Here is a 20,248-nt window from a genome sequence, read left to right on the forward strand (position 1 = left end):
GCGAGTCAGGAGTTCGGGCCGAGGTGGCTGCGGCGTTCTTCCGCGGTCAGCTCGCGGGTGCGGCGTGATCTGGCCAGTTCGAGCACCGTTCCGGACGGGCCGCACACCTCGCAGGGGCGGCTCTGGACGAGGCTGCCGCCCAGACCGGTGATCAGGGAACGACCGAGCCAGATCTGCGGGCTCAGCCCCCGGACGATCCGCGTACCGTCGGGGCTGAACGCCACGAGACCGCCGCTCGCGCCCCAGCCGGTCAGCTCCAGCGGTTCGCCGCCGCCCGCCGCCCGCCAGAGCCGCAGGTGACCCGCGGGTTCGTTGGTGACCAGCCAGGTGCCGTCGGGGCTGAAATGCACTCTGCGTACGGTGTTCTCGGCGCCGTACAGCACGCCGGCGGGCTCGCCCCGGCCGTCGAGGTCCCAGAGCCGGATCGCGCCGTCCGCGGCGGCGGCGGCCAGGCGCAGTCCGTCCGGGCTGAAGGCGAGGCCCGTGATGTCCTCCGCATGGCCGCGCAGGATCTTCGGCTCGCTCTCGCCGGTCAGGTCCCAGACGACGACGGTGTGGTCGTCCCGGGCGTCGGCCAGTCTCGTACCGTCCGAGCTGAGTGCCACGTCGCCGTCGGCGCGGCCGGTGGGCGGGGTCTGCCAGCCGGTGAGCGCTGTCAACCCGCCGGACGGGGAGACCTGCCACGCCTGCGGCTCTGTGCCGTGGGCGCCCGCGACGATCCGCTTCCCGTCGGCGCTGAACACCAGGCTGATCGGGATGCCACGCAAGGGCGCGGGCGTGGTGACCGGCGGACCGGCGGTGGTGAGGTCCCACAGGCTGAGGGTGCCGGCCCGGCCGACGCCCGCCATCCGCCGGCCGTCAGGGCTCAGCGCGACGAGGTAGCCGGCGTCGCGCGGGCCGCTCACCTCGGCCTGGGTCGCGCCGCGCCAGGTCTTGATCCGGACGTCCCCTGGGGTGAGGAGTGAAGTCGCCCCCGCGCTGACCGCCACCGTGCTCGTGTCGGCGCTGAGCGCCAGGGGCCTGCCCCGGCTCGGCGCCGGGTCGCCCGCCGTGACGTCCCACGTCCGCAGGGAGCCGTCAACATCGACGCTGACCAGCGATTTCCCGTCCGGGGTGAACGCCGCCCCGCGCGGATTCCCCTTCGGGCTGCGCAACACCAGGGGGTCGGCGTCGCTGCCCGTCGTCCAGACGCGGATCACACCGTCGGCGCCGAACGTCGCCAGCCGGTCCCCGTCCGCGGCGAACACCACGCCGTTCAGCTCCGGGTCGTGGCCGGCCAGCTCGACCTGCGGGATCCAGTCGCCGGCCGGCTCCTCCGTCGCGTCCCAGACCTGGGGAACGTCGCCTTCGACGGTCGCGACCCACGGTCCACCAGGGCTGATGACCGTCTGCTCCGGCTGGCCTCGGGTGGCCGCGCGCTGCAGAACGGGCCGGTCGCGGGTCATGTCCCACAGTCGCAGCGGCGATCCGTTGCCCCCGGTGGCGAGCAGCCGGCCGCTGGGGCTGAACGCGACGCTCCTGACTGCGCCGCCGGGGACGCTGAGCTTGACGGGCTCGGCGCGTCCCGGCTTCCAGATGCGCACGCCGTCGCTGTGCGCGCTCGCCACCGTACCGTCGCGCCTGATGCTGACGCCTTGGACGCTGCCGTCAACGGTCCCCAGAACCACGGGCGGACCGCTGGACGCCAGGTCCCACAGCACCAGCTCGCCTCCGGCGTCTCCGGTGACGAGCTGCCGGCCGTCCGCGCTGAACGCGGCGCTCAGGATGCCGTCCGTCCGATCCGGCTGGAGCGGATGGCCGGCCCGGCGCGGTGCGGCACCGTCCAGGCTCCAGATCTCCAGGCTGGACGGGCCCGCGCCGGCGCCCCAGATCGCGATCTTCCGGCCGTCCGGGGTGGCCGTCGTCCCTGTGACCCTGCGCAGGCCGACGGGGGTGGAGCCGCGCAGCCGGGAGTCCGCGGTGGCCTGGCGGAGCACCAGGTCGGCCTCCGAGGTGGGCTCCACCTCGTACGCCTCGATCGCCAGCAGCAACGCCAGCTCCGGATCCTGCTGGAGCTGGCGGCGCGCTTCGGCGGCCAGCCGTACGGAGGTGGCGCGGTCGCGTTCCACGTCCCTGTCGTTGACCTGGACCAGGACGAGCGCGGCCAGCACGATGACCACGACGGCGGCGACCGGCAGCCCGCCGAAGGCGAGCCGGGTCCGGCGGCGGGCCCGGTCGCGCTCGGCGGCGCTCGAACGGCAGGCCGCCAGGAAGGTGCGCTCCAGCTCGTTCAGCGGCACGAAGCTCGCCTCGCCGTCCCACTGGGCGAGGCGGGTGCCGCGGTACAGGTAGTCCTCGCCGCGCCCGTTGCGGTCCCACTCGGCCGCGTCGGACGTGAGCCGCTGGTGCCGCAGCAGGGTCTCACGGTCGGCGGTGAGCCATTCCCGCAGCCGGGGCCAGCCGGTGAGCAGCGCTTCGTGCGCGATGTCCACCAGGTCCTGGTCCACGACGACGAGCCTGGCGGCGGCGAGCCGGTCGAGGACCGCGTCCAGCTCGCCGGCGGGCCCGATGCCGGCGAGCTCGTCCCGGTCGAGCCCGCGACGGGTGTCGGAGCTGCCCGAGCCCGAGGCGACGAGCCGCAGCAGCACGGCGCGGAGCAACTGCTGCTGGTCGGCCTCCAGATCGGCGTACAGGTGCTCGGCCGTCCGCGCGATCGCGCCGGACACGCCGCCCACGGCCCGGTAGTCCGCCAGCGTCAGCGTGTCTCCCCGCTGCCTGCTCCACGTTTCGCGCAGCGCGTGCGCGACCATCGGGAGCGCGCCCTTCTGCTCGGCGGCCTCGGCCACCACGGTGACCACCAGATCCGGGTCCACGCTCAGCCCTGCCCTGGCGGCGGGTTCGGTGATGATGGCGCGCAGGTCCTGCTCGGACATGGGGCCGACCGGTAGGTGCAGGCTGTCGAGGAGGGCTGCGGCCAGGCCGGGGTGTGAGGCGCAGCGGTCGTAGAAGTCGGTGCGGATTCCGATCACCAGGACTGGGCCGTCCTGACGGCTGACGAGGTCGCTCAGCGCGTCGAGGAAGGCTGCGCGTTCCCGCTCGTCGGTGCAGAGTGTGAACGTCTCCTCGAACTGGTCGATGATCACCACCTCGGCGCCGTTCGCGTCGGCGCGGTCCGCGGTGGAGGTCTTCGCGGTGGAGGTCTTCGCGGTGGAGGTCTTCGCGGTGGAGGTCTTCGCGGTGGAGGCGTCCGCGGTGGAGGCGTCCGCGTCAGAGGCGTTTGTGCCGTCCGCGGCGGTGCCGTCCGCGTCGGAGGCACCGGCGTCGGCGCTGTCCGTGCCTGAGGCGTATAACCGGGACAGCGGGTGCGCGCCCGGAGTGAGCAGCGTGACGGTGGTTCCTTCTGCGGTCAGCCGCGCGGCCAGCCCGGCCCGCAGCAACGAGGACTTGCCACTGCCGGTGGCCCCGCGAACCACCGTCAGCGGCCCCTGCTGCACGGCCTTCAGCAGCACCTCAAGCAGATCGTCCCGGCCGAAGAACAGGTCGGCGGCATCGACATCCAGCGGAAGCAGACCGGGATAGGGACAACGGCGCTGCGATCGTTCCAGCTCGGCCGCGGCCAGCTGCCACTTCCGCTCCCATTCGGCGGGATCGCCACCGCAGGCGACGGCGTACGCCAGTGTCGCCTCAAGCGTCGGCAGCCGCGTCCCGGTGGCCGCCTCGGCGAGGGTGCTCCGCGAGAAATGCGCGCGTTCCGCCAGTACGCGGTAGCTCGGCCGCCCGGCCTCATCCCTGAGCCGACGCAATTCCCAGGCAAGCCTTTCGACCGGACCGGCCAACGGATCCACCGGCTGCTCAGGCCGACCCAATGGTCACTCACCTCTTGTTGTCCGGAGTCCTTGCCGCGTTGTCCTGAACCCACGGAGGGCCATTTCGGACATCCCTGGGCCGCCTTAGACCTTAGATCTCCAGCACGACAAGAGGGGGCAAATCATGAGATTCGACGTACCGGGTCCCTTGGAGATCCACACGGGGGATGAAGCCGCCGAGGCCGCCCTGCCTACCGCGATCACAGCCACATCGAGACCGGCCGAGGCGGGAGCGTGCCGCGGTGAGACGGACGACCAGGACGGAGACCTGGACGCCCCGGTCCACCAGTTCTTCGACGTCCACGCGGACGTTGCCGCGGCCGCAGGCTCCCTCCGAGGAGGGCGGAGGCCCGCCGGGCGGCCTGATCGTAGTCGTTGCGCCCCGGTCAAGCGTCCGAGGCGCCGGTCGAGGACAGCACGTCCGAAGGAGACGCGCGACTCATCCGGGCCGACGGTGACGACCGGGGTGTAGCCGACGATGGCCTGTTCGCGGTCGCGGAACTGCGCCCGGACAGGGGCCTGACGCACAAGCACCCAGCGTCCACGGAGATGGCCAGAAAACACGAGATCCCGTCCGGTTCAGATGATCGGGCGGGATCCCGTCATCCTCGGTCCAGCCGTCCCAGGAACGGCCCCTTGTGAGGTGTTCACGAGAAGTCCTGGCCTGCGGCATATCGGGCGTGTTGGAAGTCGCTTCCCAGGTTGCAGACCTTGCTTCAGGTGTTCACCGAGAGCTGGGGTCGGCGGCTGTCTTGAAGCGCCAGTCGGAGCAGAAGCCGGAGCGGCAGGCACCTGCGTTCACGATCTCGGCCTTGAGCGTCGGAGGAGCGTGGGGGTGATGCGCGATGACCTCGCAGGTGACGGTGCACTTCGTGCCATACCGGTCGGTTTCGGCGTCCGCGAGGCGCCTGAGCGCGGATGCTGGAGTGTTCGGGTTCAGGGCGACGTTCCAGCGGATCGTGTCGTCTTCGTCCTGGGCGAGATGGTCGAAGGCGGGCGTGATCGGATCGGCCTGGACTGCTTGTTCATGCTCTAGCCATGCTCGACGCCTGTGGCCTGGTTCGTCCGGTTTCGCGACGAAAGTCGTCCAGGAGCAGGAAGAACTCCGCAATGGGGGTGGATCCGGCGGGTGTCTCGCGTTCCGTCTCGATCGCCCCACCGAGGGAGCTTGATCGTCCGATGCGCCGCCAGAGCCAGGCGGTGAACGAGCCATCGTTACCGAAGGCGAACGGTTCGTCGATGGAGTGCACTCCCAGCGCGATCTGGTAGCCGAGCAGGAGGGATTCGAGATGTCGCAGGGAGCCGTCTCGCAGCCACATGCGCGGCCGGAGGCGGACCTGGTCCAAGAACTCAGATACATCCGTGCAGGTCGCCCAGTGCTTCCGAGTGCTCGGGGCCTGCTCGTCGGGCCACATGGTGCGAGCATACGGTCCAGCCGGCTGGACTCTGACTCGATGCGCACGCAGAGTCCGTCGAGGCGCCGGCGAACAGACCTTCGGGATCCCTGCAGAGACGGCATCGGCCACCCTGCTGCATCCAGCCCGCCACGATCGGCGCGCCCGTCTGTCCCAGCACCAGGCCGACGTGCCGGCCACCGCGTGGGAGCATGACGACCCAGCACACGCGCGCAAGCGGAACTGCTGCAGGACATCGTCACCGCGCCGGCGCTCACCCCGGTGCGCTGGGCCAAGGCCGGGGCTACCTCCGTCACTTCCGCGGCGACGTCGGCATCGACACCACCGCCGCCCCGGCTTCGCCGCCCGGGGAACTGATCGCCTCCACCGAGATCACCGCGGGCTGGCACCACTCGGCCGGCAACGGCCCACCCGAGTACGGCTACCGCGCCCCCTCACCGTCACCGCCCCGCACCCGCACAGCACTCGGCTCCTGGCCGCAGCTGGCACTCGGCCCGGTCCTCGACACCCCGCACAACGCATCGGCGCCAACGCCATCGCCCCCTCAAACCCTGGCCACCTCGGTTTCCCAGCCTGCCCGCTGCTGCCGGACAGGCTTGCTCGGGCGGCCACCGGCCTTGACGCCGCCGCCATCGGTGCACCATCGCAAGAGCTCACCCCGTTGATCGCCGCGCGAGAGCCGTACTTGCCACGCCTTGGACAGAGCGCGAACTCAGACGACGCCGTCCGCTACCAGTGCCCGGCAGCAGGCCCCTCCCCATCGGCCACCTGTCCCGAACCGGTCCGGGTTTCTTGGAAGCCCTGGTCAGCTGGCAGGCGCGTCGAGAACGATCACAGGACATCCTGCGCCGTCCAACCGGTCGCTTGCGACGCCAACTCCCGTGACCGTCTCGATGAATGCGAACGCGGCACTGCGCCTGCCGTCGAAGTCCCGGCGGTCGAGGTCGTCGAGCATGACCTGGAAGTCCGTGAAGACGTCCGACACGGTCTCTTCGTCGATCCGGTCGCCGAGGACGTAGTTCCGGATCCGTGCCTGAACCCTGCCGCCTCCTGCGTAGGAGATCGTCGATGTGCCGTTGAACTGCCATGACGTGGTCCACACGCGGCCGCTCTCGCTGAGTGCAGACAGGAGTTCGTCGGAGAGGGGGTAGCCATACCTGCCTTCCAGGAATCCGTAGGCGCCGTCGCTCTCGAAGACGTAGAGCAGGAGGAGGTCCTCGTCCATGGCCACCTCCATGGGGTGGTCCAAGATGCGTTCTTCCGGATCATGCCCGCTGTTCAGCCGCCACAGCAGATCATCCCGTGTGATCCCCTCGTCGAGGGGCTGCACCACGGTCCAGCAGAGAGCGTCCTTGAGCCACTGATGCCGCTCGAAGAGAGCGCGGTAGTGATCCATCACATGATCATCATGTCGTGGCCGCGGATGGGGCAGCGCGTCCAGCCTGCATCCGATCATGGCGATCAACGGTGGCCTGCGACAGGCTGGCGGAAATCGGGATGTAAGAAAGCCTTCCTTCGGACCACTTGCTCTATGAACGTTCATCCCCAACCGAAGGAACCGGCTTGCCCAACCCCCATGAGCGCTTCACCGCGCTCTACAGCACCTACCAAGCGCGGGTGTACGGCTATGCGGCAAGTCGCGCCGGACATCAACTCGCGGAGGAAGTGGTCAGCGAGACTTTCCTGGTGGCCTGGCGTCGTCTGGACAGCATCCCCGACCACGCGCCGTTGCCATGGCTGCTCCGCGTCGCTCGCAACATCCTGCGCGACAACTTCCGGCAGGCCACACGGCGCGAATCTCTGGAAGCCGAACTGCGAACGTGGATCGAAGAAGCGGCCACCGACGTGGGCGAACACGCCACCGAGCGCGTCGCCGTGCTCCGCGCCCTGGCCGGCCTATCGGAGGCCGACAAAGAGATCCTGACTCTGACCACCTGGCATGGCCTCTCCACCACGGAAGCGGCCGAGGTGCTCGGCTGCACCAAGGCCGCCTTCTTCGTCCGCTTGCATCGAGCGCGCCGCCGACTGCAGTCGGCGCTCGAAGCCCCTTCTACCACCACATCCCGAACGCCCGTGACCGTTCCAGGAAGGAAACTCCGATGAGCCGCAAGCCCGACGCGGTGGACCTGCTGGCCATGGCCCGGCCGGCTTCACTGGATCGCGGATCACGCATCTCCGCTGACGCCATCCTGTCGATGGCCACCGCAGGATCACCAGGAGAACCCGCGCGCAGGCCGTTGCCCCCGGGACGGCCCCGCCTGTGGGCCTTGTGGGCGCCGCTGTCCACGGTCGCGATCGTGGCGCTGATCTTCGCGCTGGTGACGAACCTGGCATCGGCCCCTGCCGTGCTCAGTCCGCCGAAGACCAACCAGGAACTGTTCGACCTGGCCGACAGGATCGAGAACCTCCCCGCACAGAGCGGCGGCTACTGGCGCGATGTGAGGATCGACGGTAACCACCTGTCCACCGGTGGCTACAGGGTCGTGGTGGTTGGCCGCCGCGAGACCTGGCAGCCGCGCGATCCCGCCAACCTGGTGCTCACGCAGGTGTGGCGGCAGGACAGCGCCCGCCCGGCCACGGCCGACGACGAGCGCGCCTGGCGGGCGGCGGGAGCTCCCGCCCGGGTCAAGGGACACTGCGAGACCAGCGGGCCGTGCGATTCGATCCCGATCGCCGACGAGCCCAAGGACTGCAGGTACACCTTGAGGGTGGACTCCACAGGAGCCTATCCCGACACAACGGTCGGCGACTTCACCATGGCCGACCTGGCGGCGATCGCCACCGATCCGGCCACGCTGATGAAACAGCTTCACGCGTACCACGAGATCTGGAACCGCCGAGGCTTCACGCAGCCCTTCGAGAAGTTCCTACCGACCACCGCGAACCTCCTCGGCATGCCCCTCAGCCCGGCCCAGCGCGCCGCCATCATCCGCGTCCTGGCGGATCTGCCCACCACCAAAGTCGTGGGCACAGTGACGGATCCGCTGGGCAGAAAGGGCATTTCCGTTGACTTCGGCGGGGCGGGAGGCTCCCTGGTGTACTCCAGCAAGCCGCGCAAGGAGTTGCCGCTCTACTCCAGGCAGATCCTCGACCCGGGGACGGGGGAGACGCTTTCGCGCGTTTCCTATGCGGCCCGCACCGCTGCGGGGGTGACCAAGGGGGAGGTCATGAGCTACCAGGCCCGCGGCCTGGAGTCGGGCTGGACCACCCCGCCGGCTTCTCCCCCGGCGGGGTGCCAGAAGGGAGAATGAAAGGGTGCCGACCCGGCGGCGATGAGCGCGCGGCCGGGCTCTGGGACGTTCATGAGTGTGGTTGAGCAGCGACGATGTCGTCCTGGCGAAGATCGCTTCCCGAGGCGTGTGTGACGGTGATCGCTTCCCGCCCCCATACCAATCCGACCGCACAGCGATCGTCCGGAGCGTGGGATGGGTATTCCGTCCGGCCGCGGTCTCCAACCTTGGCGAGAGCCTCATGACGCGGCGCTGCCTGCCGCACGAGGAGCCCGGTCGGAGTGCGTCGGACGTCCACGCACCCCAACCGACTCATGGGTCAGTTTCCAGCCATCTCCTTCACCATGGCTTCGTCGGATTGCGCGTCCACGAGGGTGCAAGGTGCGACCGGGCTACCGGCCTTGGCCAGATGGGTGCCGAGCTGCCAGGCCATTCCCGGGTGTTTGCCTGGCCGGAACTCCAGCACCAGCGTCTCCCCCTGCCGGATGTAGCTCGGGGAGATCACGAAGGTGTTCCGGTTCATCGGACTGGCGGCGTCCCGGGAGCGCCAGTTCTCCGGCTGGTCGAACTCCTTGCGCGCCTGTTCGGTCATGTTCTTGGTGCTCGGCGGATCGTAGGCCAGGTCCGCGCCGGTGAAGCGGCCACGGGCACACTGTTTGTCCGCTTCGGTGAAGGTCACGTCCGCCTTGATTCCCTCGGCCTTGAGCTTGGCCTCCAGCCCGTCAGGGTCGCGGAACTCCCCGACCGTCACCTGGACGGTGCCCGTCATCCTTCTTCACCACGGCGTACGCCGCGCTCTGTGCCCCAAAGGTCAGCGGCACTCCGCCCCAGCCACCGCACGAGCCAGAAGCAGCCCATCCGGCAGCCTCGAAGACCTCGGAAAACGCGAAATCCCGTCCGATCGAGACGATCGGACGGGATCCCGTCAACCTCAGTCCAGCCGTTTCAAGAACGGCCCCTTGTGGAGATGAGGGGATTCGAACCCCTGACCCCTTCGATGCGAACGAAGTGCGCTACCGGACTGCGCTACATCCCCAAGGACTCGACCAGATTAGCAAACTTCAGAGAGTCCTCGCGCCACCCATTCAGTCCCCCACCGCCCGCCTGGGCGGCTCGGCGTACTGATCGAACAGAACGTCCGTGTGCATCGTCGTGAGATCGATGACCTCAGCCTCCGCCTCGGCGGCGGCCCGCCGCTGCTCACGCAGGCGCCGCAGGCGCTCAGCACGCGCCTGGAGGGCGCGTTCGCGGCGTTCCCTGTCCACCTGTACGGCGATGCGAAGAAACGTCATGTACGCCAGCATGACGACCACGGACGGCGCCACCCCCCACCACGGGATCACCTTCACCGCGGCCGTCACGACGGAGGCCAGCACCAGCAGGGCGGTGAAGAAGAGCAGGCGCCGGCGGCGGGCGACGATGATGGCGCGGCGCCGGAGGCGGAACTGGCGGACGTCGACCTTCTCGACCTCCACCGGAGGCGTCTCGTCGTCCTCGTCCGCATCGGGCGGGGCGAGGTTGTCGAGGTCGGGGAGCTGGTGCTCGCCGGTGTAATACTCTTCGAGCTCGGCCAGCTCGGCGAGGTTCTGCTTGTCCTTGCGCAGCCACATCGGGATGAGGACGCACAGCCACATCACCACGATGGCCAAGTAGAGGAGGACGCTGCTCACGACCACCTCCGGACAGCATGAAGACGCGGATGTGCTCGTCGCGCCTTCAATATGCTCACGTCACGCACCGTAAGACCGCGTGTCACTGATTGACGAGCATTCGGTGCGGTGTGTCGCGAGATCGTCAAACCTCTTCGACGGGAGACCCCCCGTGAGCGGCTGACTCACGCGCGCGACGCCACTGCACGAGCAGCCCGCCAGGAACATCCTCAACGGTCAGCGCATAGCAAATGTGATCGCGCCAGGCTCCGTCGATGTGAAGTTGGCGACGCCGAATGCCTTCTTCCCTGAATCCCAGCTTCTCAACCACTCTACGGCTGGCTTGGTTCTCCGGGCGGATGTTCGCTTCGAGCCGATGCAAACCGGTGGTGAAAAAGCAGTGGTCAACGGCCATGGCGAGCGCGGTGGGGATGATCCCCTTGCCGGCCAGCGCCCCATCGACCCAGTAACCGACCTGGGCAGAACGGGCAGAGCCCCACACAATCGCCCCCACGGTCAGCTGCCCCGCGAACCGGCCGTCGTACGTCACCACCCACGGCAACGCCAGCCCCTGCCTCGCCTCACGACGCAGGGTGCCGACCATCGAGATGTACGGCCCCAGCCCCGTCCTGAACAGCGGCGTCTCAGGGTTGCTCGGCTCCCACGGACGTAGCCAGTCGGCGTTGCGCAGCCGAGTCTCGCGCCACACGCGTACGTCGCTCAGCCGCAGCGGCCGGAGGCATACCGGGCCCTCGTTCAGCGTCACCGGCCAGCCACGAAGTCGATCCACATCTCTCATCATCCCCCTATCGGGCGCGATGTCGCCACGGATCAACGAGGGCGATCGGTTACACCGTCAGCGCGGGTGATCGCCGCCTCTGATCTGATCAACGGCGTGCCGCAGAATCGGCGCCAGTACGGCGACGCCGTCCCGTACGCCACCGGACGAGCCGGGCAAATTAACGATCAAGGTGTTGCCCGCCTGGCCGGCCAGTCCCCGAGATAGTACGGAGGTCGGCACTTTTTCCCGATTCGCCAACCGGATGGCTTCCGCAATACCAGGAATTTCCCGAGAAATTACTCGGGACGTCACCTCCGGCGTCAAATCCATGGGCGTCAGCCCGGTCCCCCCGGTGGTCACGATGACGTCGTAATCGCCCGCCACCCCGTCACGGAGCGCACTCTCCACCGGCTCCCCGTCGGGCACCACCACGGGACCGTCGACGACCTCACACCCAGCCTCCTGCCGGAGGAGATCGGCGAGCAGCGGCCCCGATTTATCCTCATAAATCCCCGCCGACGCCCGGTTCGACACCGTAATCACCAACGCCCGCATCCGCCCGCCTCCCGTCAACCGATCCCACCGACCCAACCGCCGCGACCACCGCGACCACCGCGACCGCCCAGCAGCCCCCTACGCGCCCCTCAGCCCTGCTCCCGCACCCACCGCCCAGTCTTCCCCCCGAGCTTCTCCTCCACCCGGACATCCGTGATCACGGCCCCCGGATCCACCGCCTTCACCATGTCGATCAAGGCCAACGCCGCCACGGACACCGCGGTCAGCGCCTCCATCTCCACCCCGGTACGATCGGCCGTCTTCGCCCGGCAACTGATCGCCACCCCCCAGTCCTCGACATCGAGGCTCACCTTCACCCCATGCAACGCGATGGGATGACAGAGCGGAATCAGATCAGGCGTCCGCTTCGCCCCCATGATCCCCGCGATCCGCGCCACCCCCAGCGCGTCCCCCTTGGGCACCTCACCCGACCGCAGCAACGCCACGGTCTCCGCCGACAGCAGCACCCGCCCGGTGGCCGTGGCGCTGCGGGCCGACACGTCCTTGGCCGACACGTCGACCATGCGCGCGGCCCCGGTCTCGTCGATATGCGTGAGCTCGCTCACAGCCGCACCACCTCCACAGCAGCCCCGGCCTCCATCTCGGTCACGTCCTCCGGCACCACGATGAGCGCGTTCGCCGAGGCCAGCGCGGCGAGCTGATGCGACCCCTGACCGTGCGCCGGCGACACCGTGCCGTCGGCCGCCAGCACCCCGCGCAGGTACGACCGCCGCCCGAACGGCGACCGCAGCGGCCCGGTGGTCCGCGCGGTGACCGTCTCCGGCATCCCGCCGGGCAGGCCGCGCATCTTGTCGAGCGCGGGCCGGACGAACAGCATGAACGACACGAACGACGACACCGGGTTCCCGGGCAGCGCGAAGATCGGCACCTGGTCGTCCCCCAGCACGCCGAACCCCTGCGGCATCCCCGGCTGCATCGCCACCTTCTCGAAGCGAACCGTGCCCAGGGGCGACAGAGCCTCCTTGACCGGCTCGTACGCCCCCATCGACACCCCGCCGCTGGTGATGATCGCGTCGGCGCGCACCAGGTGCGTGTCGAGGCGATCGAGCAGTACGCCCGGATCGTCGCCGACGGACCCGGCGCGGAACCCGTCGGCGCCCACCTCCCGCACGGCCGCCGTCAGGGTGTAGCTGTTGGAGTCCCAGATCTGGCCGGGCTGGAGCGGGCTGCCCGGCTCGACCAGCTCGGCGCCGGTGGAGATCACGACCACCCGGGGCCGCGGCCGCACCCAGATCCGCCGCCGCCCGACCCCGGCGATGATCCCGAGCTGCGCGGGCCCGATCACGGTGCCGGCCTTGAGCACGACCTCGCCGGCCTGCACGTCCTCCCCGGCCCGCCGGATGGCGTTGCCGGTCTCGGCCCGGCGATCGATGCGTACGGAGACGGTGCCGCCGTCGGTCCACTCCACCGGCACCACGGCATCGGCCCCGGCAGGCAGGGGAGCACCGGTCATGATGCGTACGGTGTGCCCCGGCCCCACGGCGCGCAGCTCCAGCGACCCGGCCGCCACGTCGTCGATCACCGGCAACGTGGCCGGGATCTCCGACAGGTCCTCGGCTCGAACCGCGTACCCGTCCATGGCCGAGTTGTCGAACGGCGGCAACGGCACCGGCGAGGACACGTCCTCGGCCAGCGTCGTCCCCAGAGCCTGCTCCAACTCCAGCTCAAGGGGGGCCAGCGGACGAACAGTGGCCAGGATCTCGGCCAGATGCGCGTCAACTGATTTCATCAAGGAACTCCCGCAGCCACGGCACGAACTCCGGCGCCAGATCCGGCCGATCCGCCGCGAACTTCACCACAGTCCGCAAATAGTCCAGCTTGTCGCCCGTGTCGTAGCGCCGCCCGCGGAACAGGACGCCGTGCACCGGCCCGCCCTCCTCGGAGCCGCGCGAGGCGAGCGTGCGCAGCGCGTCGGTGAGCTGGATCTCCCCGCCACGCCCCGGCGGAGTGTTCTCCAGCACCTCGAACACCGCCGGGTCGATCACATACCGCCCGATGATCGCCCAGTTGGACGGCGCCTCGTCGGCCGGCGGCTTCTCCACCAGGTCCGTCACCCGTACGACGTCCTCCTCGGCGGTCGCCTCGATGGTCGCCACGCCGTACAGCGAGACCTGCTCCTTGGGCACCTCCATCAGCGCGATCACGCTCCCCCCGAACGTGTCGCGCACCTCGATCATGCGACGCAGCAGGTGGTCGCGGTGGTCGATGAGGTCGTCGCCGAGCAGGCAGGCGAACGGGTGGTCGCCGACGTGGTGCTTGGCGCAGAGCACCGCGTGGCCGAGCCCCTTCGGCTCACCCTGACGTACATAATGCAGGGTCGCCAGTGAGGCGGGCTCGCGGACCTGGGACAGCCGGTGCTCGTCGCCCTTGGCCTCAAGGGCCTCCTCCAGCTCGAACGCGCGGTCGAAATGGTCCTCGATCGAGCGTTTGTTCTTGCCGGTGACCATCAGGACGTCGAGGAGCCCAGCGGAGGCGGCCTCCTCGACGACATACTGGATCGCGGGCTTGTCGACGATGGGCAACATCTCCTTGGGTGTCGCCTTGGTCGCCGGAAGGAACCGGGTGCCCAGACCCGCGGCGGGCACGACGGCTTTCGTCACAGGGTCGAAGTCAGCCATGAGTAGACCCTAGTGGAGGTATCTGTGGACAAGCTGAACCTGCGCCGCGAGCTGGTCTCGGCGCGTACCTCCCTCTCCCCCGAACAACTGCGCGCAAACGCCATCAAGGTTCGCGAAACCCTGCTCGAACAGCCTTGGGTCCAGATGGCCGGTCTGGTGGCGTGCTACTGGTCGACGGGGTCAGAGCCGGAGACCCACGGGCTGGTGTTCGCTCTCTGGAAACATGGGGCCACAGTTGTCCTCCCGGTGCTCCGGGAGGACCATGACCTGGATTGGGCGGTGTACGACGGGCCTGACACGCTGGCCCCGGGCCGCTTCGGGATCATGGAGCCGGTCGACACCCGCCGCGGTGTGGACGCCGTACGCACCGCGGCCCTCGTCATCGTGCCCGCGCTGGCGGTGGACCGGCGGACCGGGATCCGCCTGGGGCGCGGCGGCGGCTCGTACGACCGCGCCCTGGCCCGCGTCGGCCCGAACGTCCCCACCGTGGCGTTGCTGCACGACGGCGAGCTGATCGATGATGTCCCGACGGAGCCGCACGACCGGCAGGTCCGCTATGCGATGACGCCTTCCGGACTCACTAGGCTTATGTGAACGCAGGGACGGGAGGGGAGCCAGATGACGCTCGATCTCTGGCTCCTCGTGGGGGCCGCGATCGTCATCGCGGCCATCGCGTCCGTACGCCTGGCGCATCGCACCGGTCTGCCCAGCCTCCTGATATTTCTCGGCTTCGGGCTGGCCTTGGGGCCTTCGGGGTTCGGGATCCCGTTCGAGAGCCCGCAGCTCGCTCAGCAGATCGGCCTCTCCGCGCTCGCGGTGATCCTCGCCGAGGGCGGTCTGACCACGAACTGGTCGCATGTGCGGCGTTCTGTCCCCATGGCCCTGGTGATGGCCACTGTGGGGGTGACGGTCAGCATCGTCACGGTCGCGCTGCTCGTCCAGTGGTTTCTCGGCGTCGACGGCACCACGGCGCTGATCTTCGGCGCGGTGCTGGCCTCGACCGACGCCGCCGCCGTCTTCTCCGTGCTGCGCAGGCTGCCGCTGCCGCCCCGCCTGGCGGGCGTGCTGGAGGCGGAGTCCGGCTTCAACGACGCGCCCACGGTCATCGCCGTCGTGCTGCTCAGCGGCTCGTCCCACTCCCAGGCGACGCTGGGAACGTTCCTTGTCGAGACGTCCGTCGAGCTGATCATCGGCGCGGCCGTCGGCCTCGCCGTCGGCCCCACCGGCGCGTACGCCCTGCGCCGCGTCGCCCTGCCCGCCTCCGGCCTGTACCCGATCGCCGTGCTGGCGCTCACCTTCGTCTCGTACGGCGGCGCGGTGCTGCTGCATGGCTCCGGATTCCTGGCCGTCTACCTGACGGCGCTCATCCTGGGCAACTCCCGCCTGCCGCACCGGGCCGCGACCAGGGGTTTCGCGGAAGGCTCCGCGTGGCTGGCGCAGATCGGCCTGTTCGTCATGCTCGGCATGCTGGCCGACGTGGACGAGATGCCGTCGGCCATCGTCCCCGGCCTGATCACCGGCACGATCCTGGTCCTCGTGGCGCGCCCGCTCTCGGTCATGGTCAGCTCGGCGCTGTCCTGGGCCCTGCGGCTGGGCTGGGTGAACTGGCGCGACCAGGCGTTCCTGTCCTGGGCGGGCCTGCGCGGCGCGATCCCCATCGTCCTGGCGACCATCCCCTGGGCGGCCGGCGTCGAGGGCTCCAAGGACCTCTTCAACCAGGTCTTCGTCATCGTCATCGTGTTCACCCTGCTGCAGGGGCCGACCCTGCCTTTCGCGGCGCGCGTACTCGGGGTCGCCGCGCCAGGCGAGGCCCACGACCTGGCCGTGGAATCAGCGCCGCTGGAGGAGCTCAAGGCCGACCTCCTGCAGGTCAAGGTGCCGGTGGGCTCCCGGCTGCACGGCGTGGAGATCTTCGAGCTCCGCCTGCCCGCCGGCGCCCAGGTCACTCTGGTCGTCCGCGACGGCAAGTCCTTCGTGCCCGCCTCCACCACCCGCGTCCGGGCGGACGACCAGCTCCTCGTGGTCACCACCGCCGCCTGCCGTGAACAGGTCGAACGCCGCCTGCGCGCCGTCAGCCGCAGCGGCAAGCTGGCCGGATGGTACGGGGAGCGGGGGTTGGAATAGGTGTTTGACCCTATCGGTTACCATTAGCAGTCGCATCGCTCGAGTGCTAGAGCTTGTTTAAGGAGGAGCGCGTGCCGACGTACCAGTACGCCTGCAACGACTGCGGTGAGCAGCTCGAAGTCGTCCAGAAGTTCACCGACGATGCGTTGACGGTCTGCCCCAACTGCCAGGGCAACCTGCGGAAGGTCTTCTCCGCGGTCGGCATCGTGTTCAAGGGCTCTGGCTTCTACAAGACCGACAACCGCTCGTCCTCGTCATCGAGTTCGTCGTCGTCGACCTCTACTTCTTCGTCCTCGTCGAAGGAGAGCAAGTCGTCGGACTCCGGCTCGTCCACCTCGACTTCGACGCCCGCCCCCGCCGCCGCGTCCAGCTGAAGCCGCACGGCTCCCGCGAGAAGCGGAGCCGTGCCCCTGATGGCGCGCCGCTGCCCCCTGGCATGCGGCGCCCACTTCATGCCCGCACGGGGTTATCCACAGCCACAGGGCACCCGAGCGCGTCCATCCACAGAACGCCGTTCGGCTCCGCCTGACCCACCGCGGCTCGGGCTACTCTCTGCGCCATGGTCACTCGCGCAGATATCGGCGTCATCGGCGGTTCAGGCTTTTACTCCCTGCTCGACGACGCAGAGGAGATCGAGCTCGCCACTCCCTACGGCCCTCCGAGCGATGTCGTCACGGTCGGGCGCATCGGCTCGCGTTCCGTCGCCTTCATCCCCAGACACGGGCGCGACCACCGATTCCCGCCACACCGCATCCCCTACCGTGCCAATCTCTGGGCCCTGCGTTCGCTCGGCGTCCGTCAGGTGCTCGCGCCCAGCGCCGTAGGCTCCCTGAGAGCCGAGTACGGCCCCGGCGCCATCGTCATCCCCGACCAACTCGTGGATCGCACTTCTGGACGCCCCCAGACCTACTACGACATCGACGGCGCGGTCCACGTCTCGTTCGCCGACCCGTACTGCCCGACGGGCCGCTCCACGGCCGTGGCGACGGCCCGCGCCGACGGCTGGGAGACAGTCGACGGCGGCACCCTGGTGGTCATCGAGGGCCCGCGCTTCTCCACCAGGGCGGAGTCGCAGTGGTTCGCGGGCAACGGCTGGTCGATCGTGGGCATGACGGGCTTCCCCGAGGCGATCCTCGCCCGCGAGCTGGCGCTCTGCTACACGTCCGTCTCCCTCGTGACCGACCATGACGCCGGCGTGGAGGCCGGCCAGGGCGTCACCCACGACGAGGTCCTCGAGTTCTTCGCCCAGAACGTCACCCGCATGCGCACCCTGATCGCCGAGACCGTCCAGTCCCTCCCCGAGGAACGCACCTGCCCCTGCGGCTCGGCCCTGGACGGCATCAAGCTCCCCTTCGAGCTACCGTGATCGGGTCCTGGCTCGCACGCCACGGCCGTCGCCGCCGCCTCACAGCGGCGGCACTCGCCGCCGTCGCGGTCATCGCGGCCTTCGTCGCCACCCGCCCCGCCGGCTCCGCCCCCACGGTGCTGGTGGCCTCCCGCGACCTCTCCCCCGGCCCTCTCAACGCGGCCGACTTCCACCTCGCCGCGTTGACCCCTCCCCCCGCAGGAGCAGTCCGGACGATCCCAGCCGGCCAGACGCTGGCCACCCCCATCCGCAGGGGCGAGCCGCTCACCGACGCCCGGCTCCTGGCCGCCTACCGCCTCCCACCCGGCCTGGTGGCCACCCCTGTCCGCATCAGCGACGCCGCGGCCGCGGCCCTGATCTCCCCCGGCTCGACGATCACCCTCCTCGCCGCCTACGACCAGAGCACCCCGGCCCGCCAGCTCGCCCAGGACACCACGGTCCTGTCGATCCCGAAGCCCCCCGCCTCTTCCCCCGACAGAGCCGACGGCACTCTGATCGTCCTGGCCACCACCCCCACCCAGGCCGCCGACCTGGCCACCGCCCAAGCCCACGCCCGCGTCTCGCTGACCATCAAACCTAACCAAGGGTAATCACTCGGCTACGATTCACATCCATGAACGGATTCAAGAAGTTCCTCATGCAGGGGAACGTCATCGACCTGGCCATCGCGGTGGTCATCGGAGCGGCCTTCAACGCGATCGTGCAGTCGTTCGTGGCCGACCTGCTCACTCCGCTGATCTCCGCGTTCGGCGGCCTGCCCGACTTCTCCTCGCTCAAGGTGACGGTCGGTCAGTCCAACTTCATGTACGGCAACTTCGTCAACGCGGTCATCTCGTTCCTGCTGGTCGCCGCAGTGGTCTACTTCCTCATCGTGAAGCCGTACACGCACCTCACGGCCCGCGCCGCCGCCAAGATCGAGTCGAAGACCCGTGACTGCCCGGAATGCCTGTCGGAGATCCCCAAGGCAGCCTCCCGCTGCGCCTTCTGCAGCTCGGAGGTGGTCCCGGTCTGATCAGCACGAAGGAGGAGACCTCAGAGCAACGAATCGATCTTGGGGTCGTACTCCCAATGCCACGGCTCGAACGGGCTGCTGTAGGCCCACGACGGGTGGAACCACCCGTACCGCTTGGAGTTCTTCTCCATCCAGACGAACTCCGCGGACCCGGACCTCTCCACCCCGCCACACAGGTCCACAGCCAGCCCGAGCCCGTGGTTGCTCCGCCCAGGCACCGCCGCGAACCCCGGCCGCCGATAGTAGACCGACTGCTGCTCAGCCAGACTCCGATACGCGTCGGTCACACACATGGGCTTCCCGAACCGCTGCCGATAAGCCTCGTTCAAGCTCACGAAGGCGATCGTGGCATCGGCCCGCAGACTGAACCCCTTCTGCTGCAACGGACACAGCATGGCCTTCGGGATCAGCCCGTTCGGATACTGATCGGCGGTAGCCGCCCGAAGCGGATTGCACCCGAGCGCCGCCCGCCCCACCTTGTCAATCTTGATCCCGAGCTTCACCAGCGCCGCCGTCAGAGACTTCACGATCTTGTCCGACCGCGCCCTCAGCGTGTCGACCTCCGCGGCCAGCTGCGCCTCAGCCAGCAGATTCCCGGCCCGCAGCTCCTGTGCCTCACCGGCCAGCCGCTCGGTCTCCTTGTACAGGGCACTCGTCTGCTCGACGGCCTGCTGCCGTACGGCCACGATCTGGTTGGCGTCCATCAACGCGCGCAGCGTCTTCTCATCCGCGCTCCCCGACAGGAACGGCACGATCCCCCCGGCCATGAGCGGCTGCTGATAGAGCAGCTCAGCCATCTGCGACACGGGCTGCCGCATGACGGCCAGCCGCCGCTCGAGCTCCTGCAAGGAGGTCAGCTTGCTCTTGAGCTCCTTCTCGGACGCCGCGATCTCGGCCCGCCGCTTCTCCAGCGCCTTGGTGGCGTCCTCAAGCTCCTTGGCCGACCGCTCCGCCTCTTTCCGCAACTCGGTCAGATTCGACGGGTCCCGCCGGACGACCTCCTGCCGCCCCTGCTGAGCCCGCACCTCCGCCTGCGCCGGCACACCCGCCAACGGCACGAGAAGAGAAGCCACCGCCATAACGACCGCGATCAGACCCGCTGATCGAGGGGCTGGCACGTTCGACTCCTCCGTTTGCACTCTCGTTACCCTGGTCAGGCACGCACGTTACTACAGCCCCCCGAGTGCCCGGACCGAACTCCGAAGAGCTGTTATGAGACAAATAACCCACTTTGCCCGCCGAGCCACACCCCGCACCCACCCCACCACCCAAACCAGCGCATCCCTACTCACATAGACCAGTACGCTTCACCCTTCACCACCGGTTCAAATCCCCGACAACCACCCCTCTTCCTCACCAACAGCCGCCTCCTGCTCCCGATCCCTGCACAACTCCCACAACCAGGTATCCACCCACTCCCCAGGACACCCACCCTCCCTCTGCACAGGCGCCGGCGTAACAGGCTCCCTCTCCACAACCTCCGGCACCACCTCCTCACCCTCCGCAGGCTCCACCCTCCGCACCCGCCCCGGCACCTCCCGCACCGGCGAAGGCATCGCAGCCGCATACCGCCGCTCAGGCCGAGCAGGCGCCGGCACCAGCACCGGCTCGAACGCCACCCGCACCACCCCA

At 69.2% G+C, this 20,248-nt stretch carries 19 protein-coding genes and 1 tRNA gene; 8 read left to right on the forward strand and 12 right to left on the reverse strand.

Annotation, left to right across the window (positions count from 1 at the left end; all coding sequences use genetic code 11):
- Nucleotides 1–5: 5 nt before the first annotated feature.
- The 3 genes from LCN96_RS50915 to LCN96_RS50930 all read right to left on the reverse strand — a co-directional run bounded on the left by LCN96_RS50915 (nucleotide 6) and on the right by LCN96_RS50930 (nucleotide 6,656).
- A complete protein-coding gene (locus LCN96_RS50915) occupies nucleotides 6–3,824 on the reverse strand; it encodes an nSTAND1 domain-containing NTPase (protein ID WP_397351833.1) in 3,819 nt (1,272 codons plus the stop codon).
- A 1,046-nt stretch (nucleotides 3,825–4,870) separates the two neighbouring features.
- Entirely contained in the window at nucleotides 4,871–5,260 is a 390-nt protein-coding gene (locus LCN96_RS50925; RefSeq protein WP_225269591.1) for a hypothetical protein, read from the reverse strand.
- A gap of 805 nt (nucleotides 5,261–6,065) precedes the next feature.
- Entirely contained in the window at nucleotides 6,066–6,656 is a 591-nt protein-coding gene (locus LCN96_RS50930; RefSeq protein WP_225269592.1) for a hypothetical protein, read from the reverse strand.
- A 167-nt stretch (nucleotides 6,657–6,823) separates the two neighbouring features.
- On the opposite strand from LCN96_RS50930, the gene LCN96_RS50935 reads away from it, so the two are divergent.
- Both LCN96_RS50935 and LCN96_RS50940 read left to right on the forward strand, forming a co-directional pair.
- Entirely contained in the window at nucleotides 6,824–7,363 is a 540-nt protein-coding gene (locus LCN96_RS50935; protein ID WP_225269593.1) for an RNA polymerase sigma factor, read from the forward strand.
- On the forward strand, nucleotides 7,360–8,511 hold the full coding sequence (locus LCN96_RS50940; protein ID WP_225269594.1) for a hypothetical protein: 1,152 nt from the start codon (nucleotides 7,360–7,362) through the stop codon (nucleotides 8,509–8,511). Before LCN96_RS50935 ends, LCN96_RS50940 begins: the two co-directional genes overlap by 4 nt.
- 298 nt (nucleotides 8,512–8,809) lie before the next feature.
- Here the strand turns inward: LCN96_RS50940 and LCN96_RS50945 are convergent, their stop codons facing one another.
- The 8 genes from LCN96_RS50945 to galU form a co-directional block, all read right to left on the reverse strand.
- Nucleotides 8,810–9,259, reverse strand: a complete 450-nt coding sequence (locus LCN96_RS50945; RefSeq protein ID WP_225269595.1) for a hypothetical protein — start codon at nucleotides 9,257–9,259, stop codon at nucleotides 8,810–8,812.
- 193 nt (nucleotides 9,260–9,452) lie between these two features.
- Nucleotides 9,453–9,526, reverse strand: a tRNA-Ala gene (locus tag LCN96_RS50950).
- Nucleotides 9,527–9,575: 49 nt separating this feature from the next.
- The gene (gene sepX / locus LCN96_RS50955; RefSeq protein ID WP_225269596.1) at nucleotides 9,576–10,160 is read right to left on the reverse strand and encodes a divisome protein SepX/GlpR; all 585 of its coding nucleotides are present in this window, start codon (nucleotides 10,158–10,160) and stop codon (nucleotides 9,576–9,578) included.
- Nucleotides 10,161–10,284: 124 nt separating this feature from the next.
- Nucleotides 10,285–10,938 carry a GNAT family N-acetyltransferase gene (locus LCN96_RS50960; RefSeq protein WP_225276245.1) on the reverse strand — a complete coding sequence of 218 codons (654 nt, stop codon included), beginning with the start codon at nucleotides 10,936–10,938 and terminating at the stop codon, nucleotides 10,285–10,287.
- 57 nt (nucleotides 10,939–10,995) lie between these two features.
- A complete protein-coding gene (locus LCN96_RS50965; protein ID WP_225269597.1) occupies nucleotides 10,996–11,475 on the reverse strand; it encodes a MogA/MoaB family molybdenum cofactor biosynthesis protein in 480 nt (159 codons plus the stop codon).
- An 89-nt stretch (nucleotides 11,476–11,564) separates the two neighbouring features.
- Nucleotides 11,565–12,041: a cyclic pyranopterin monophosphate synthase MoaC gene (moaC, locus tag LCN96_RS50970; protein ID WP_225269598.1), complete on the reverse strand. Its 477-nt coding sequence runs from the start codon at nucleotides 12,039–12,041 to the stop codon at nucleotides 11,565–11,567.
- Complete coding sequence (glp, locus tag LCN96_RS50975; protein WP_225269599.1) at nucleotides 12,038–13,225, reverse strand: molybdotransferase-like divisome protein Glp; 1,188 nt, start codon at nucleotides 13,223–13,225, stop codon at nucleotides 12,038–12,040. Before glp ends, moaC begins: the two co-directional genes overlap by 4 nt.
- Nucleotides 13,212–14,114: a UTP--glucose-1-phosphate uridylyltransferase GalU gene (gene galU / locus LCN96_RS50980; protein ID WP_225269600.1), complete on the reverse strand. Its 903-nt coding sequence runs from the start codon at nucleotides 14,112–14,114 to the stop codon at nucleotides 13,212–13,214. Before galU ends, glp begins: the two co-directional genes overlap by 14 nt.
- A gap of 24 nt (nucleotides 14,115–14,138) precedes the next feature.
- Between galU and LCN96_RS50985 the strand changes: the two genes are divergently transcribed.
- From LCN96_RS50985 to mscL, 6 genes are all read left to right on the forward strand, one after another.
- Nucleotides 14,139–14,708 carry a 5-formyltetrahydrofolate cyclo-ligase gene (locus tag LCN96_RS50985; protein ID WP_225269601.1) on the forward strand — a complete coding sequence of 190 codons (570 nt, stop codon included), beginning with the start codon at nucleotides 14,139–14,141 and terminating at the stop codon, nucleotides 14,706–14,708.
- A 24-nt stretch (nucleotides 14,709–14,732) separates the two neighbouring features.
- Entirely contained in the window at nucleotides 14,733–16,238 is a 1,506-nt protein-coding gene (locus LCN96_RS50990; RefSeq protein WP_225269602.1) for a potassium/proton antiporter, read from the forward strand.
- Between the two features lie 71 nt (nucleotides 16,239–16,309).
- The gene (locus LCN96_RS50995) at nucleotides 16,310–16,612 is read left to right on the forward strand and encodes an FmdB family zinc ribbon protein (RefSeq protein WP_225269603.1); all 303 of its coding nucleotides are present in this window, start codon (nucleotides 16,310–16,312) and stop codon (nucleotides 16,610–16,612) included.
- A gap of 185 nt (nucleotides 16,613–16,797) precedes the next feature.
- A complete protein-coding gene (locus LCN96_RS51000; protein ID WP_225269604.1) occupies nucleotides 16,798–17,604 on the forward strand; it encodes an S-methyl-5'-thioadenosine phosphorylase in 807 nt (268 codons plus the stop codon).
- Complete coding sequence (locus tag LCN96_RS51005) at nucleotides 17,601–18,194, forward strand: RcpC/CpaB family pilus assembly protein (protein ID WP_225269605.1); 594 nt, start codon at nucleotides 17,601–17,603, stop codon at nucleotides 18,192–18,194. The genes LCN96_RS51000 and LCN96_RS51005 overlap by 4 nt, the downstream gene beginning before the upstream one ends.
- 23 nt (nucleotides 18,195–18,217) lie before the next feature.
- Entirely contained in the window at nucleotides 18,218–18,616 is a 399-nt protein-coding gene (gene mscL, locus LCN96_RS51010; protein WP_225269606.1) for a large conductance mechanosensitive channel protein MscL, read from the forward strand.
- Nucleotides 18,617–18,636: 20 nt separating this feature from the next.
- Here the strand turns inward: mscL and LCN96_RS51015 are convergent, their stop codons facing one another.
- Nucleotides 18,637–19,734 (reverse strand): D-alanyl-D-alanine carboxypeptidase family protein, encoded by a 1,098-nt coding sequence (locus tag LCN96_RS51015; RefSeq protein ID WP_225269607.1) that lies wholly within the window; start codon nucleotides 19,732–19,734, stop codon nucleotides 18,637–18,639.
- Nucleotides 19,735–20,248: the final 514 nt, after the last annotated feature.

The organism is Nonomuraea gerenzanensis (assembly GCF_020215645.1).
In the GTDB taxonomy this organism is placed as follows: domain Bacteria; phylum Actinomycetota; class Actinomycetes; order Streptosporangiales; family Streptosporangiaceae; genus Nonomuraea; species Nonomuraea gerenzanensis.

Coding starts and splice junctions, on each gene's coding strand:
- LCN96_RS50925 (WP_225269591.1), bottom strand. CDS start 5,260: ATGTGGCCCGACGAGCAGGCCCCGAGCACTCGGAAGCACTGGGCGACC.
- glp (WP_225269599.1), bottom strand. CDS start 13,225: ATGAAATCAGTTGACGCGCATCTGGCCGAGATCCTGGCCACTGTTCGT.
- LCN96_RS50965 (WP_225269597.1), bottom strand. CDS start 11,475: ATGCGGGCGTTGGTGATTACGGTGTCGAACCGGGCGTCGGCGGGGATT.
- LCN96_RS50960 (WP_225276245.1), bottom strand. CDS start 10,938: ATGAGAGATGTGGATCGACTTCGTGGCTGGCCGGTGACGCTGAACGAG.
- LCN96_RS50945 (WP_225269595.1), bottom strand. CDS start 9,259: ATGACGGGCACCGTCCAGGTGACGGTCGGGGAGTTCCGCGACCCTGAC.
- galU (WP_225269600.1), bottom strand. CDS start 14,114: ATGGCTGACTTCGACCCTGTGACGAAAGCCGTCGTGCCCGCCGCGGGT.
- LCN96_RS50930 (WP_225269592.1), bottom strand. CDS start 6,656: ATGGATCACTACCGCGCTCTCTTCGAGCGGCATCAGTGGCTCAAGGAC.
- LCN96_RS51000 (WP_225269604.1), top strand. CDS start 16,798: ATGGTCACTCGCGCAGATATCGGCGTCATCGGCGGTTCAGGCTTTTAC.
- LCN96_RS50940 (WP_225269594.1), top strand. CDS start 7,360: ATGAGCCGCAAGCCCGACGCGGTGGACCTGCTGGCCATGGCCCGGCCG.
- LCN96_RS50990 (WP_225269602.1), top strand. CDS start 14,733: ATGACGCTCGATCTCTGGCTCCTCGTGGGGGCCGCGATCGTCATCGCG.
- mscL (WP_225269606.1), top strand. CDS start 18,218: ATGAACGGATTCAAGAAGTTCCTCATGCAGGGGAACGTCATCGACCTG.